12 protein-coding genes and 1 pseudogene are annotated in these 14,756 nt (G+C 68.3%); 8 read left to right on the forward strand and 5 right to left on the reverse strand.

From position 1 onward, the window contains the following. The 5 genes and pseudogenes from B1964_RS25725 to B1964_RS25745 form a co-directional block, all read left to right on the forward strand. Positions 1-447, forward strand: a pseudogene (locus B1964_RS25725) (ATP-dependent Clp protease ATP-binding subunit); the annotation flags it as partial. Between the two features lie 185 nt (positions 448-632). Continuing rightward, complete coding sequence (locus B1964_RS25730; RefSeq protein WP_079931831.1) at positions 633-2,420, forward strand: siderophore-interacting protein; 1,788 nt, start codon at positions 633-635, stop codon at positions 2,418-2,420. Between the two features lie 116 nt (positions 2,421-2,536). Then, the gene (locus tag B1964_RS25735; RefSeq protein ID WP_079931832.1) at positions 2,537-3,169 is read left to right on the forward strand and encodes a helix-turn-helix domain-containing protein; all 633 of its coding nucleotides are present in this window, start codon (positions 2,537-2,539) and stop codon (positions 3,167-3,169) included. A gap of 134 nt (positions 3,170-3,303) precedes the next feature. Then, positions 3,304-4,689: an MFS transporter gene (locus B1964_RS25740; RefSeq protein WP_079931833.1), complete on the forward strand. Its 1,386-nt coding sequence runs from the start codon at positions 3,304-3,306 to the stop codon at positions 4,687-4,689. Between the two features lie 22 nt (positions 4,690-4,711). After that, the gene (locus B1964_RS25745; protein ID WP_079931838.1) at positions 4,712-5,596 is read left to right on the forward strand and encodes a 1,4-dihydroxy-2-naphthoate polyprenyltransferase; all 885 of its coding nucleotides are present in this window, start codon (positions 4,712-4,714) and stop codon (positions 5,594-5,596) included. A 57-nt stretch (positions 5,597-5,653) separates the two neighbouring features. On the opposite strand, the gene B1964_RS31265 is transcribed toward B1964_RS25745, so the two are convergent. From B1964_RS31265 to B1964_RS25770, 5 genes are all read right to left on the reverse strand, one after another. Beyond that, positions 5,654-6,301 (reverse strand): excalibur calcium-binding domain-containing protein, encoded by a 648-nt coding sequence (locus tag B1964_RS31265; protein ID WP_253194196.1) that lies wholly within the window; start codon positions 6,299-6,301, stop codon positions 5,654-5,656. Positions 6,302-6,404: 103 nt separating this feature from the next. Continuing rightward, positions 6,405-7,157, reverse strand: a complete 753-nt coding sequence (locus B1964_RS25755; RefSeq protein ID WP_079931834.1) for a potassium channel family protein — start codon at positions 7,155-7,157, stop codon at positions 6,405-6,407. Positions 7,158-7,261: 104 nt separating this feature from the next. Continuing rightward, positions 7,262-8,290, reverse strand: a complete 1,029-nt coding sequence (locus B1964_RS31475; RefSeq protein WP_079931835.1) for a cellulase family glycosylhydrolase — start codon at positions 8,288-8,290, stop codon at positions 7,262-7,264. Positions 8,291-8,408: 118 nt separating this feature from the next. Beyond that, positions 8,409-9,257 (reverse strand): SGNH/GDSL hydrolase family protein, encoded by an 849-nt coding sequence (locus B1964_RS25765; protein WP_079931836.1) that lies wholly within the window; start codon positions 9,255-9,257, stop codon positions 8,409-8,411. Between the two features lie 129 nt (positions 9,258-9,386). Next, positions 9,387-10,604, reverse strand: coding sequence for a lipase family protein (locus B1964_RS25770; RefSeq protein WP_253194197.1), 1,218 nt, complete (start codon positions 10,602-10,604; stop codon positions 9,387-9,389). Between the two features lie 62 nt (positions 10,605-10,666). Between B1964_RS25770 and B1964_RS25775 the strand changes: the two genes are divergently transcribed. From B1964_RS25775 to B1964_RS25785, 3 genes are read left to right on the forward strand one after another with little or no spacing between them, the layout of a single operon-like run. Further along, the gene (locus B1964_RS25775; RefSeq protein WP_079931837.1) at positions 10,667-12,319 is read left to right on the forward strand and encodes a glycosyltransferase family 2 protein; all 1,653 of its coding nucleotides are present in this window, start codon (positions 10,667-10,669) and stop codon (positions 12,317-12,319) included. Beyond that, positions 12,316-12,627 (forward strand): hypothetical protein, encoded by a 312-nt coding sequence (locus B1964_RS31275; RefSeq protein WP_253194198.1) that lies wholly within the window; start codon positions 12,316-12,318, stop codon positions 12,625-12,627. Before B1964_RS25775 ends, B1964_RS31275 begins: the two co-directional genes overlap by 4 nt. Further along, positions 12,624-14,696 carry an acyltransferase family protein gene (locus B1964_RS25785; RefSeq protein WP_079931840.1) on the forward strand — a complete coding sequence of 691 codons (2,073 nt, stop codon included), beginning with the start codon at positions 12,624-12,626 and terminating at the stop codon, positions 14,694-14,696. The genes B1964_RS31275 and B1964_RS25785 overlap by 4 nt, the downstream gene beginning before the upstream one ends. Positions 14,697-14,756 lie beyond the last annotated feature (60 nt).

The following is a 14,756-nucleotide window of genomic DNA, read 5'->3' on the forward strand; positions in this document are numbered from 1 at the left end:
CCGTGGGGACCGCAAGCCTGGGGACCCCAGGGCTTCGGGCCGCAGGGGTACGGACCGCAGGGCTCGGGTCCGACGCCCTGGACCCCGCAGGACGCCGACGCCGAGGACGGACAGTCCGAGGGCTGGGGCCCCGATCGCCGCGGACGCGGCTGGGACGGACCCGGATTCGGCTCCGGCGGACCCTTCGAACCCGGACGCGGCCGACGCGGTCCGCGCGGTCGCGGCATGCGCCCGCGTTTCGCCCCCGAGACGCGTCAGGCGCTCGAGGCTGCGGTCGGTATCGCCCGTGAACGCAACGATCGCGGGCTGCGTGCCGAGTACCTGCTGCTCGGCATCATCGAGGTCGCCGACCCCGCGTCGGTGGCCGTGATCAATTCGGCGACCACGCCGGACGATCTCAAGGCCGCGATCCTCGCGAGCCTGCCGGAGGCGCCGGCCGGGGTCTGATCCCCGCCGCGCCGAGGAGAAAGCCGGCCGTACGCACCACGCGTACGGCCGGCTTTCGGTGTCCGCTGAGCCGGAACCGGGCGTATCGGACGCCCGCACGCGCGGGTACGGTGATGGGCGCACGGACCCGTCGGTCACGCCGACGCCCGATCCGACGACCCCACACCAGGAGATGAGCACCACCGATGAGCCGGTCCCGATATCGCGCCCACCCGCTCGTCCTGCGATGCGTCCAGGTGCGCGCGGTCACCGACGTCACGCCGCGCATGCGGCGCGTCACCGTCGGCGGTGAGCAACTCGGTGCCTTCTCCCGCGACGGAATGTCGTTCCCCGCCTTCGCCGCTCCCGCGTTCGACGACCACATCAAGCTCATCTTCGCTCCCGGCGCCGATATCACCGACGCGCTGCCCCGCCAACAGGAGAACGGCATCGACTGGTTGCCCTCGGAGCACCGGGTGACACGCGATTACACTCCGCACCACCACGATCCGCAGGCGCTCGAGATGCAGTTGGACTTCGTCGTCCACACCGACGGCGACGCGTCGGGCCCGGCCGAGCAGTGGGTGCGTTCGGTGCAGCCGGGCGACGACCTCTGGTTCGCCGGACCCAAGGCCTCCACCGTGATGCCCGACGACGTCGCCGAGTTGCTGCTCATCGGCGACGAGACGGCGATCCCCGCGATCGCCCGCTTCTTCGCCGAGCGTCCGCTCGAGGTGCCGACCCGGGCGATCCTCGTCGTCGCGTCGCAGAATGCGATGCAGGACATCGCGATCGGTGACGGCGACCGACTGGACTGGGTCATCGGTGCACCCGGCGACCGTGACGCGTTGCTGGCCGCGGTCACCGATGCTGCGCCTGTCCGTCGTCCCGCCTATGTGTGGGCGTCGGCGGAGAGCCGGGCGCTGCTCCCGCTGCGCCGACTCGTGACACGTGACTGGGGGATTCCCAAGTCGCACAACGACATCGCCGGATACTGGCACATTCGTGACGAACCCGCGGATGTTGCAGCAGACGGCGAATCACCCACTGCGGGTGTACCCGTCATGCCGATCGGGTCGCCGGTGGCGTGGATGGCCACCCGCGCGGCCCTGCGGCTCGGGGTGATCGACGCACTCGCCGGCGGAGGTCGCTCCCGCGGAGAGGTCGCCACGGCCACCGCAATCTCTGTGGCAAGCCTGGATTCGCTGCTGGGTGTTCTTGTTCCCTGCGGTGTGCTCGGTGTTCGCGGCGACGAGATCGTCCTCGGCCCGGTGGGGGAGCGGTTCCTCGACGACGAGCACGCGCGTGAGGAATTCGACGGTCTCTACGCCGAGCAGGTGCTCGCCCTCGGTGGACTCGCCGACGCGTTGCAGGCCGGGCGACCGGCCTGGTCGGAGCGCACGGGTGACACCTTGCGGACACATGTGGCCACGTCGGCGGAGAACTATGCCGAACTGGTCGAGGAGGCCGAGGGGCTCGTCTTCCTGATGCCCGCGCTTGCCGCACTTCCCCTGTGGTCCAGGTACTCTCGAATCGCCATCGGCGGCCCGGCCGCGCTCGTCGTCGCCGACGGACTGCGCACCGGCGGGGTGCGCGCGGCACTGACCGTGGTGGAGGAGCCGGCCCCGCTGGCCGCGTTGCGCAGCGACGACCCGCCGCCCGGCGTCGACTTCGCCGAAGACTGGGGCACCCCGGATGCCGTCGTGCTCGCGGGTGCGGTCGAGCATCGCACCGACGACGAGATCATCGAGTATCTCGACCGGGTCCATGCCGCCACCGACATCGTGTTGCTGGTCGAGTCGACCGAAGCCGACGCCCTGAACGCCCGGGCCGCCGAGATGGCGGTGGTCGCGCTCGGAGCCGTCGGGGCGCCGCCGCGCACCGGTGCCGACCTCAAACGCCTCGCACACGCCGCCGGCTGGTCCGTCGCCTCGGCCACTGCCCTCGGCTGGGGGGTCGAGTGCCTGGAGTTGTCGCCGACCCAGCCCGGCTGACACCACCTTGCCGACAGCGCCCTCCCTGACGCCGACAGCGCCCTCCCAGACGCCGACGGCGCCCTTCACCTCGCCGACAGCGCCCGGTTCGGCGGAGGCTGGTAGAACTGGTCATCATGCCGCCCGCACCATCCCTGCAGCTCGACGACATCGTCGACGCCGCGATCCGACTCATCGAACGTGATGGAGTCGAGGGCCTGAGCATGCGGCGGCTCGCGAGTGAACTCGGGTCCAAACCGATGACGCTCTACAACTACGTCGACAACAAATCCGAACTGCTGCAGCTCGTTCTCACCGAGGTCGCCGCGCGCATCCCGTGGTCCCGTCCCGAGGGGCCACCACGCGAGCGGATGATCGCCGTCGCCGTCGACATGTACAACGAGCTCGCCGCGATTTCCTGGATCGTCCCCATCCTGCGTGAGGGCACCACAGTCGGTGCGCCTGCACTCGTCCTTGCCGACACCTTCGTCTCTGCCGCAATCGAACTCGGCGTCGACGAGGTGACCGCGATGTCGACGTGGCGCTCGGTCTGGTACATCGTCGCCTCCGAGTTGCAGTGGCAGGACACTCTGGCCCGACGCCGGCCGGGTGAGAAGTCGTGGCATCAAACGATCGACCCCGACCTCCTCACCGACGTGCCCACCATCGCGCGGCTGCTGCCGCATCTGATCGAGTACTCGCGCGAGTTCCGGGTTCACGACGCGGTGGCGGCGCAGATCGACGGCGTGCTGTCCCATCTGAACGACTGATCCGACCGTCTGGATCTCCGGGCGCTGTCGGCGCCAACCAGAGCGCCCTCGACACCCACCCCGACTTAGGCTAACCTTCGGTACGCGTACGTAAACGTACGCGTACCGAATCCATCCGAGAGGCCTCACCGTCAATGACCCTCACGCCGCCGACGACGACTCCCACCCATCACCGCGCCCTGGTCGCAACCGTCTTCACCCTGCAATTCCTGGTCGCGCTCGACATGTCGCTGGTCAACATCGCCTTGCCTGCCATGCGCGCCGACCTCGGGTTCACCGCCTCGGGACTGCAGTGGGTCGTCAACGCCTACCTGCTGACCTTCGCCGGGTTCATGCTCCTCGGCGGCCGACTCGGCGATCTCTGGGGCCGCCGGACCGTCATCCTCACCGGACTCACGGTGTTCGCCCTCGCGAGCATGATCGGCGGATTCGCCACCAACCCAACCATTCTCGTCGCCGCCCGAGCGATTCAGGGGGTCGCGGCCGCCCTGCTCGCCCCCGCATCACTGGCGCTCGCCTCGAGCGCCGACCCGGCCGTCCGCAAGACCGCGATGGCCTTCTGGGGCGGCGCCGGAGCTGCCGGCGGCGCCGTCGGCGTGGTACTCAGCGGGCTGCTCACCGACTGGTGGTCTTGGCGCGCTGTGCTTTTCGTCAACGTACCGATCGTCGTCATCGCACTCCTCGCCGCACTGCGCGGTGTCGACGCCGGGCATCGGCGCAGCGTCGGGCGTCTCGACGTGCCGGGTGCGGTCCTCGTCACCGCAGGCGTCGCCTCGCTCGTGTTCGCGGTCGCTGCTGCAGGTGACCACGGGTGGTCCTCGGCGCGCGCCCTGATCGGCTTCGCCGCCGCGGCAGTACTGCTCACCGGATTCGCCGTCGTCGAGCGCACCGCCGACCATCCACTCATGCCGCCCCGGTTGCTCATGACCCGAAGCATCATGGGGGCGAACATCTTCGGATTCATGCTCGCCGCCGGCCAGCTCGCCGCCTTCTACTTCGCCTCGCTCTACGTGCAGACCGTGTGGGACGTCGACTCCGACGTCGCCGGGTTGCTGTTCCTCCCGTTCTGCGCCGGAGTTGTTCTCGGGATAGTTCTTTCGGGAAAGCTGTCGCCGAAGATCGGTGCCCGCAACAGTATCGGTGTCCTCGGTCTCCTCGGCGCCGCCGGACTCGGATTGTTCTCAGTGATGCCCGACGAGTTCGATTTCTGGCGCGGAATCCTGGCACCGTCGCTCGTTGCGGCGATCGGTATCGGCGGATCGATGGTCCTCGTCGGCGCGGTGGGCACGAGCGGCGTGCGGCCCGCAGAGGTCGGTGTCGCCTCCGGCGTGCTCAACAGTTCGCGGCAACTCGGCGGCACGATCGGGCTGGCGGTGCTCGTGACGATCGCGGCGAGTCAGGCCGTCCCGGCCGACGGCTATCACCTCGGATTCGCCGTCGGGGCCGCCTTCCTGCTCGCCGGCAGCGTCGTCGCCTGGGCGGTCTTGCCGCGGCATGAGGTCGCAAGTACCGCGCCGTGATCCGCATGGCACGATCGAGTGCGTGGCAACCGCAACGCAGTGGATAGCAGGCGCCCGTCCGCGCACCCTCCCCAACGCGATCGCCCCGGTGGTCGCGGGGGTCGGCGCCGCGCTCTACGCCGACGGCGACTCGTCGGCCGATGTCGTCTGGTGGAAGGCCGCGTTGGCGCTCGTCGTCGCGATCGCGCTCATCATCGGCGTGAACTTCGCCAACGACTATTCCGACGGTATCCGGGGCACCGACGACGAGCGGGTCGGCCCCATGCGGCTCGTCGGGTCGGGGGCCGCCCAGCCGTCGGCGGTCAAGGCCGCCGCCTTCGTGTGCTTCGGGATCGGCGCGATCGCGGGACTGGTCCTCGCGGTGACGACGGCCTGGTGGCTGGTCGTCCTCGGCGCGATCTGTATCGCCGGGGCGTGGTTCTACACCGGCGGGTCCAAACCGTACGGCTACTACGGCCTCGGTGAGATCGCCGTGTTCACCTTCTTCGGTCTGGTTGCGGTGCTCGGCACGCAGTACGTCACCTCGGGCCGGGTCGACTGGGTGGGTCTGGTGTGCGCGATCGCGGTGGGCTCGATCTCCACGGCGGTGCTCGTCGTCAACAATCTGCGCGACATCCCCAGCGACACCGAGTCGGGCAAGATCACCCTCGCCGTGCGTCTCGGCGATCGGCGTACCCGTGGCCTCTACGTCGGCCTGCTGGCGGTACCCCTCCTCGCGAGTTGCGTTCTCGCCCTGGCAACCCCGTGGTCACTGATCGGTCTCGCGGTCGCGCCCGTCATCTGGCTCGCCGCCCGCCCGGTTCTGCGAAAAGCGGTGGGCCCGGGTCTCATTCCCTCCCTGGGTGCCACCGGTATCGCGATGCTCGTGTGGTCGATCCTCGCTGCGATCGCGTTGGCCGTCGGCTGAATCAGATATGCCTCAGCGGCATCTCGTGCTGATCGTCCCGACCCGAGGATCTCGGCGTCAGTACGGCTGCAACGAGTATCGGCTTCCGCCGCGCGCGGCGTTGCAGAACAGGGTCCGAGCCCTCGAGTCGCGCGCCATCGCGGCGGTGTTGACGCACGATTGACCGGACGATGCGAGCACGACATTCGGGTTCTGGGGTGTCACACGGCGTTCCGGTGCCCACACATATGTTCCGGTACCACGGACCTGGACACAGAACGCCCGCTTGTTGGTGATCGTGTGGCCCTCTTGCCATTTGAACGAGCTGCAATAGTCACCGAAGCGGACGTCGGGGACCGGGATGAACGGCGGCCACCAGTCCACCGACGCGAACGGTGAGGTTCGGGGAGCGGGCTGCGGCGGCAACTGCGGTGGTGTCTGACGCGGAGCCGACGGGGCCGGCGGTGCTGGTGGCGCCGGCGGCGTGGTCTGCGGACGCGATCCCGATCCGGAGCCGGTCTCGCAGGCGATGCCGTCGTTGTCCCGATCGAGTGCCGAGCGATATCCCGGGTCACCGCGATAGAGCGGCGCGGCGCCGGCAGCGCGCGCTTCGGAACAATTCGAGTAATACGGTGCACTCTGGGCGGGGCCGGCGGCCAGTGCCGACCCTGCGATTCCGGCACCGATGAGACTCGCACCGATGATCATTCGACGGATCCTGCTCATGTTTTCACTCCCGAGAAAGGCGATGTCGTCGTCATTGTGCCGTGCCGTGGCCGGTTTGTCGGCATTGTTCGTGTCCGTCGATCAGGGGAAATCCGGTCGTCGCTTAGCCGTGGTCGGTAGCCACCCCGCCGTCGGTGAGAGCATCTCGCAGCGAACGGATCTCGTCCCGCAGCTCCCGGATCTCGGCGGCGGTCGCCGCGCGTTCGGCGTCGTCCTCCTCGGCGACCCGCTGCACGATCCAGGAGGCGATGGTGGCGGTGATGACGCCGATGAGGCTGATCCCGCCGAGCATCAACAGCACGGCCACGATGCGGCCGGTGATGCTCACCGGCGCGAAATCGCCATAGCCGACGGTCGTGACAGTGACGAACGACCACCACACCGCATCGCCGAACGAGGTGATCGTCGCACCGGCGTGCCCCCGCTCGGCGTCGTAAACCGCAAGGGAGGCAACATAGATCAGCAACACCGAGCTCGCCGCGGTGTAGACGATCACCTTCCCGCGGATGGCGCCGCCGATCGCCTTCTGCAACGCGCCGACCAGAACGACGAGACTTATCAGTCGCAGCGGCCGCAGCATCGGCAGGACGACCACCGCGAGGTCGAACAGGTGCCGGACAAACCAGCGCCCTCGTTCAGGAGCGATCACCAGACGCACCGCGTAGTCCACGGCGAAGGCCACCCACGACACCACCAGCACGACGCGCAACACCGCGATCCAGACGCTGTCGGGGTGCCCGAGGATCTGAAAGGAATACGCAACCAAGAAGATCGTCGCAATGATCGCCAGGGGCCACTGGGCGCGGTGCTCCCATCCGGCGAGCAGGTCGACGCGGTGGTCTCGGGATGTGGTCATCTCGCCTCATTCGTTCTCGGTACGCTCACGGTTCGCGCCGTGTCTGCCGAGAATCATCACCCGAGCACATCGCCGAACGCAGCAATTGGCCGACGCGCGTGCCCCTAGTGCGCGGCCGCCACCTCGGGGGTCGGACCGTCGACGACGGTGCCGTGGGGTGCTGCGGTGTCGCCCGGATCGTCGCCGGGCTGGCCGTCGGGTGGATCGCTGTCGGGTGTAACGGTTTGTGTCGCAGGGGAATTCGTCGCCGGTGACGTCGCCGTCGGCGTCTGTGAGGTCTCACTCGGCGTCGCGGTGGCCGTCGTGCTTGTCGCGCCACCACCGGCATCGCCACCACCGGCATCGCCACCACCACCGCCCGGAGTTTGCGTGGCATCGGTGTCCGGTGTGGTCTCCGGGGCGGGCGCCGCGGGGGCAGCCGACGGCACCACGGGCGCGCTCGACGGCATCGGCACGACCGTTTGCACGACGTCGGGAACCGGCGCCGACGGCGTCGGTAACAGCAGACTGAGCACCTGCTGGGTTCGGACCAGCGCACCTGGGTCGGCGGCCTGGATCGCGGCACTGGCCGCGTCGAGCAGATCCTGCAGGACGTCGGCCGGCACGAACGCGCTGATCGTCGTGCCCACCTCGTTCCAGACCTCGTACCCGGCGACCTTGCCGCGATATCGGCTGGCCAGCAGCTTCGCGAAGTCGGCGAATTCGGCGGTGGACGACGCCGCCGGGCCGGACGACGGCGTCCACGGGGAGTTCAGCGACGCCACGATCACCACGGTCATCCCGCGTGCGCGTGCCCCGTCGACGATGGCATCGAGCCGCGCCCACCCGTCGCCGTCCTGATGGAGGAAACTCAGCGGGGCTCCGACCCTCAGGTCGGTGACGCCGAGAGCCTGCAGATCGTCGAGCGTGGCGTTGAGCTGGGCGTCGGACATGCGATAGATCTGGTCGTCGGTGACGCCCAGTTGCGTCGGTTCCTCGGCCACCGAGGACAGCGCCACCTGCAGGTTCGTGGTGGTTGCCGGCTCGGCGCTCGGCAGTGACCACATCGTCGCCCCGACCATCGTCCCGGCGATGCCGACCGCCAACACACCCGCGCCGATCCGGCGCGCAAGAGGCGTGGCGAGCGCGTGCATGACAGGACTTTCTCAGGTTCGATATGGACGTTCCTCAGAATTGTTCCGTAAAAGCGCGCGACACGGAAGTGACAGGGTGTCCTTCGGCCGGGTGAAAAGCGTGTGCCGGGAGATTTCCTCAGGTGGGGGTGGGGAGACCAAACGCCGCGAGCACCGACTTGGCCCACAATTTCTGGCCCGCCGCGTTGGGGGTGACCCCGTCGGACATCAGCGACGCCCGAGCAGCCGGATCGGCGGGAAACGCCGAATACACGTCGATCACCTGAATACCCTGCGCATCCATCGCCGACGCATACCCCGACACCTGATCGCTGTTGTCGGAGTCGCGCGGCGGGTTCTGTTTGACGACGGCGATGCCGGCGTCGGGGAACTTCTTCTGCAACGCCGCGATCAGCGGCTGCACCTTCGTGGCCAACGGCGCGTTCGCGTCCTCGGTGAGCCCGAAGTTCACCAGGATCAGGTCCGGCGTGATCGCCGCACCGCTCGGCGAGGTGGTCAGCGCGGTCAGGTTGTCGACCGCATACTGCACGTTCTTGCCCGCGGCCGAGCCGTTCCAGTATCCGACGGCCCCGTTGGGGCCCGAGCCGAGTCCGACGGGAGCTCCGTATTTGGCCGTCTGGGTGTTCCAGTAGGCGGTCGCCACGGGACGGTCGAGCGATGTGCTGATCGCCTGCCCGAGCTGGGGTGCCCATCCGTTGGGCGAGGCGCCCGTCGAATCACCGAGGAGCAGCAGTGTCTTCGGTTGCTTCTGGTCGGCCTTGGCGGAGTCGATGAACTCGACGGTCGCCGGGGTGCCGGCCGGTTCGGTGGCACTCGGGACCGCCGGGGTACTCGCAGCGTTCGACGCCGGTGCCGTGCGATTCGACGAGATCACCAGGCCGACCACCAACACGATCACGCATACGATCATCACGATCCACGCCCACAACGGTGCAGAGTCGTAAATTCGCTTCACCAGGTTTTTCATCCGCGCATTGACTCCACTCACACCCACAACTCCCGATAAGTGGTCATCACGATAGCGGCCACCGCGGCCGCTCGCGCGTCGCGCATCGGTGCTCCGGCCACATTGTCGTCCGGTCGGACGAATTCGTTCTCAGCAATTCCCCGCCGCCGGACGATTCGCAAAGCGGTCGGCGATCCACTCGCCCAGCAGTGGACCGGGGTCCAGGGAATGGCCGGCGCCCTCGCGCCGGACGCGCCGCACGGAGTCGCCGAGTGTGCAGCCTTTCCGCAACGTCGCCTCCATGCGGTCGACCGGGATGATCTCGTCGACGCTGCCGTACATCGCCAGGATGGGCACGTCAGTGTGGCTGTGGGGCAACGACATCGACTCGAGGACGCCACGCAGATCCGCGGCCGCCGTGGTGCTCGCGGTGAAGACGGAGGTGTCGGCGGCCTGGATTTGCGCGGTCAACGATGACGTGTTCGCCGTACACGACACCAGCGTGGCCTCTCGCTCGGCGGCCACGCCGTGCAGGTAGTCGTCGGGGTCGATCCGCGAATTCGCCTGTGCCACACCCTCGATGAGGATCGGATACAGCCAGCGCTGTGCCGGGGTCAGCTCACCCGATTGGGCACGGTCGACGAGGTAGCCCGCGTCGAGCAGCGGGACCGAGGCCACCGCGCCCAGCATCGAACCGCTGCCCCGGCCGTACCCGGCGAACTGTTCGGCGCTCGCCCACGCCGCCGCGCCGCCCTGCGACGCGCCGACGGCAACCCAGCGCGCACCGATCGTCGGTTCCTTTGACCGGGCTGCGCGGACCGCGTCGATCACGTTGTAGGCCGCGGTCCGCGGTTCGAGGTAGGGATGCGGTGCCGTGGTGGTCCGCAGCCCGAGTCCCTGGTAGTCGGTGGTCGCCACCGCGTAGCCCGAGTCGAGGAATGCCGCAACCGCTTTCAGATCACCGAGCATGTCCGGCCGGTCGGAGGGCCCGCAGTCGCGGGTGACCCCGGTCGTGCCGTGCGCGTAGGCGATCAACGGCCAGCCGCCGGCCGGGCGGGTCCCGCCGGGTACGAACACCGCCCCGGAGACCGTCGTGGTCGTCCCGTCGACACCCGACACCGACCGATAGACGATACGGCTTGCCCGCGTTCCCGACGGAAGACTCGTCGCCCATTCGGCCGGCGCCTCGGTGGTGCTCACGACCTGCCCGCGGACGGCGAGCGCGTCGGCGCTCGGTGCGGGCGAGGAGTACGCGGCCGACGAGACGGTCGTCGCGGTGGGCGTGCACGCTCCGAGCGTCGGAGCGCACAGCACGGCGACGACGCCGAGGATCGCTCGGCGTCGAATCGGGGGAACGGGCCACACCACACGAGAACGGTAGCGCCCGGAGGTGGCCCGGATTGCATTGGTGTTGCCGGTAACCGATTCTGTTGGGCGTGGGACTCACGCTCGGGGGCACAGACATCGACGCCGCGACACTCGATGCCGCCGCGAGCGCGCCCACGCGTCGCCGCGCCGGCACGCCACCCGACCCCGCGCCGGCGCACGTGGTGACCCCGCCCGCCGACAACGAGGTCTATGAGTATCTCGGCCCGCAGATGCGCTGGATTCACCTCGTCATGCTCGTCGCGTTCGGTTTGGCGGCGTGGTCGCTGACCGCGTTCGCCACCGCCCACCCCGTGCTGTGGCCGGCGCTGATCGTCCTCGCCGTCAACGTCGTCGGCACCGTGGCGTCCCTGGTCACCGGACTCGGCACCCGACGTGTGACCTGGCGCACACACCAACGGCTCGCTGCCACATGGGTTCCCGACGTCGGACGGTTCGTCTCGGTCGATGTGTTCCTGCCGACCTGCGGCGAGAGCCTCGACATCCTGCGCAACACCTACACCCACGTCTGTCGACTCGGATGGCCGGGCACTCTCGCGGTCCACGTCCTCGACGACGCCGATCGTCCGCAGGTCGCCGGTCTCGCGGCCGAATTCGGTTTCGGCTACCACGTGCGCGGTGATCGCGGGCATCTCCGCAAGGCGGGCAATCTGCGGCACGCGTTCGACCGCACCGACGGTGACGTCGTGGTCATCTTCGACGCCGACTTCTGTCCGCGCCGAGACTTTCTCGCACATCTGATGCCGTACCTCGACGACCCGGAGGTCGCGGTCGTGCAGAGCCCGCAGAGCTTCGCCACCACCGGACAGATGGGGTGGATCCAACGGACCGCCGGCGCCACCCAGGAGTTCTTCTACCGGTGGGTGCTGCCGTCGCGTGATCGTCTCGACGCCGCCAACTGCGTGGGCACCTCGGCGCTCTATCGACGCTCGGCGCTGCAGCGTATCGGCGGCTTCGCGCCCATCGAACACAGCGAGGACCTGCACACCGGCCGGCACCTGCAACAGGCGGGATTCCGGATTCGCTATGTGCCGGTGGTGCTTTCACGCGGGCTCTGTCCCACCGATCTCGCCGGCTTCCTGAACCAGCAGTATCGCTGGTGTATGGGATCGCTGTCGCGGATCGCCAATCCCGCTCTGGCGCAGGATCGCCGGCGAATGACGCTCGGTCAGTTGATCGCCCACTGGGCCGGTGTCTTCTACTATCTGACGACGGCGCTGAACGTCTTCTTGTTCTTCGTGCCGGGCATCATCATGCTGGCGGCATTCCCCGAGGACATCCGGCCGGCCCAACTCGTTCCGTTCCTCGCCGGCTTCTGGGTGTATGTGGTGGTGTTCCCGCTGGTGTCGCGGACACACTGGCGTCTGGAGGTGCTGCGCATCCAGATGGCCTACAGTTTCGCGCACGCGGTGGCCATCGTGCACAAGCTCATCGGACGCGAAATCGGTTGGGTACCCACCGGTGCCGTCGGTGTGAGCAACACCCTCGCTCGCACCATCAGTGCGCTCGGCGCGGTGTCGTTGAGCGCCTCACTCGTCGGGTTCTGGGTGTTCGCGATCATCGACGTCGCCGACCGCGGACTGCCGATGTTCTGGATGATGATCGGATTCGCCGGCGTCTACAGCTATCTGGCGGTCCCGCTGCTCGTCGAATTCCTGCGGGTGCTCATCGCGCGTGACCGAAGGACCCTCGCATGACAGGGGAGTGGACGGCTCCGGAAGACGTGGCCGCACCGGAGCCCGGCCCACCGGACCCCGGCGATCACGTATCCGTCCACCCGCATTCCGGCCCTGCGGATCCCGGCCCTGCGAACGATCCCACCACCGGCCGACTGCCCGTTCCGGACGGCCTGCCGCGGCCGCCGATCACCGAACGCCGTCCGAGCGCACCCAATTGGAACCGGATCACCGCGTGGGAGGTCGTCGGTTACACCGTGGCCATCGTCTTCCTCGCCGCCGTGGCGCTCGGGGTCTTCGACATCATGCTGCCGTGGACCGCCTCGTGACCCGACCCCAGACCTCGGCGTTCTTCACCGACATCGCCGGATTGCGGGGCGTGGCGGTACTTCTCGTCGTCGTCTTCCACTCCCGGGTACCCGGCTTCGGCGGGGGCTTCGTCGGCGTCGACGTGTTCTTCGTCATCTCGGGTTTCCTCATCACCGGCCTGCTCATCCGCGAGTTCGAGCGGTCGGGGACCTTGTCGTTCAAGGGGTTCTACGCACGCCGCGCCCGACGGATCATTCCCGCCGCAGCGCTCGTGATCGTGGTGTCGTTGATCGGTGCGGCGCTGACGATGCCGCTGCTTCGGGTGTTCAAACAGTCCATCGATCTGCTTGCCGCGGCCGCGAATCTGGCCAATTGGCACTTCATCGCCCAGAATGCCGACTATCTCGCCGGCGCGATCGACGGCAGCCTGGCGACCCACTTCTGGTCTCTGGCGATCGAGGAGCAACTCTACTTCGTCTGGCCGCTGACGATCTTCGGTGCTGCGGTCCTCATTGCGAGAACCCCACTGCGCAAACATGTCTCGATCCGCTGGTCGATCATGCTGGTGGTCGGGGCGGTCACCGTCGGCTCACTCGTCTGGGCCATCCGGCTCCCCCCGATCGACCCGGCGACCGCCTACATGGCCACCTACACCCGCGCCTGGCAATTCGGGGTCGGCGGCCTACTCGCCGTGGCCGAGCCGTTGCTGATCGGTGCGGCCCGACGTATCCGGCCCACGAGATGGCTGGCGGCAGCGCTGGGCTGGGCGGGGCTCGCGGGCATCGTCGCCTCGGTGGTGACGATCAGCGCGAGCACCCCGTACCCGGGCACCGCCGCTCTGCTCCCGACCGTGTCGACGGCACTGATCATCGCGTCCGGGCAGGTGATTCCGGCCGACATCGGCACCCGCGCAGGCAACGTGTTCACCCCGGGATTCCTGCTGTCGTTGGCGCCGATCCGGTTCCTCGGACGCGTCTCCTATGCGTGGTATCTGTGGCATTGGCCGGCGTTGGTGTTGTTCGAGACACAGACCGGCATCACGTCGTGGCCGGCGCTGCTGGCCGTCGGCGGGGTGTCACTGGCGATCGCCACCGCCTCGACGTTGTTCTTCGAGGAACCGATCATCGCCAACACCGAACTGCGACGCAATCATTCGGCGTCGCTGTCGGTCGGGCTCACCGGGCTCGTCGTCGGCCTCGCGGTCGCGATGACCGCTGGCGTGATCACCGTGAAGGTGGCCAGTCGCGACACCGTCAGCAACGCCGCGCTGAGCTATCAGTCGGTGTTCGGGCAGGAGAATGCCGCCACATCCGGACCCGTGGTGCCCAATCCGTTCCAGGCCTACGACGATCGCCCCGAGCCCAACGACTGTCTGGTCCGTGTCGGTGAGTACGGACCCGGACGCGAATGCGCCTTCGGTCCCGGCGACGGTATCCCCGTCGTCCTCTTCGGCGATTCACACGCCGAACAATGGTCGGAAACCGTGCGCGACATCGGCAATGCGCACGGCTGGCGGATCTACCAGTTCACCAAGGCGGCGTGTCCGGCGCAGGAGCTCCGGCCCCGACCCGGCCGCCCCGACCCGTTCAACGCCGAGGACTGTGTTCGTTGGCGAGACGATGCCTTGCACCAGATCGCCGCGCTCGCACCGAAGATCATCATCTTCTCGTCACTGTCGACCTACGTTCCCGACTACGGCGAATCGGCACGAGCGTGGGACGACACCCTCGCCGCATTGCGCGCCACGGGTGCCCGACTGATCTACATCGCCGACACCCCGTACCCGAACTTCCAGATCGCCGACTGCATGTCCGGTGCCCTCGACGACTGGGCGCGTTGCGATTTCCGCCTCGACGACGTCACCCGTCACGAACCGATCCTCACCGAACAAGCCCGCGGCCGCGACAAGGACATCATCACCCTGTCGGTCAACAACCTGCTCTGCGAGAACGACACCTGCGTCCCGGCCCGCAACAAGATCCTGCTGTACCGTGACGAATCTCATCTGACCGCCACCGCCGCACACGTTCTCGAACCCGCCCTCACCCGTCAGCTGGACAAACGCCGCTTCGACTACAACGCCCGCTGAGCGGTGTTGGGGTTGACCCCGTTTCCCGGACATCTTGATGGCCAGTGTGAGGCTGGCGGG

Source organism: Gordonia sp. i37 (assembly GCF_002043085.1).
Classification (GTDB): domain Bacteria; phylum Actinomycetota; class Actinomycetes; order Mycobacteriales; family Mycobacteriaceae; genus Gordonia; species Gordonia polyisoprenivorans.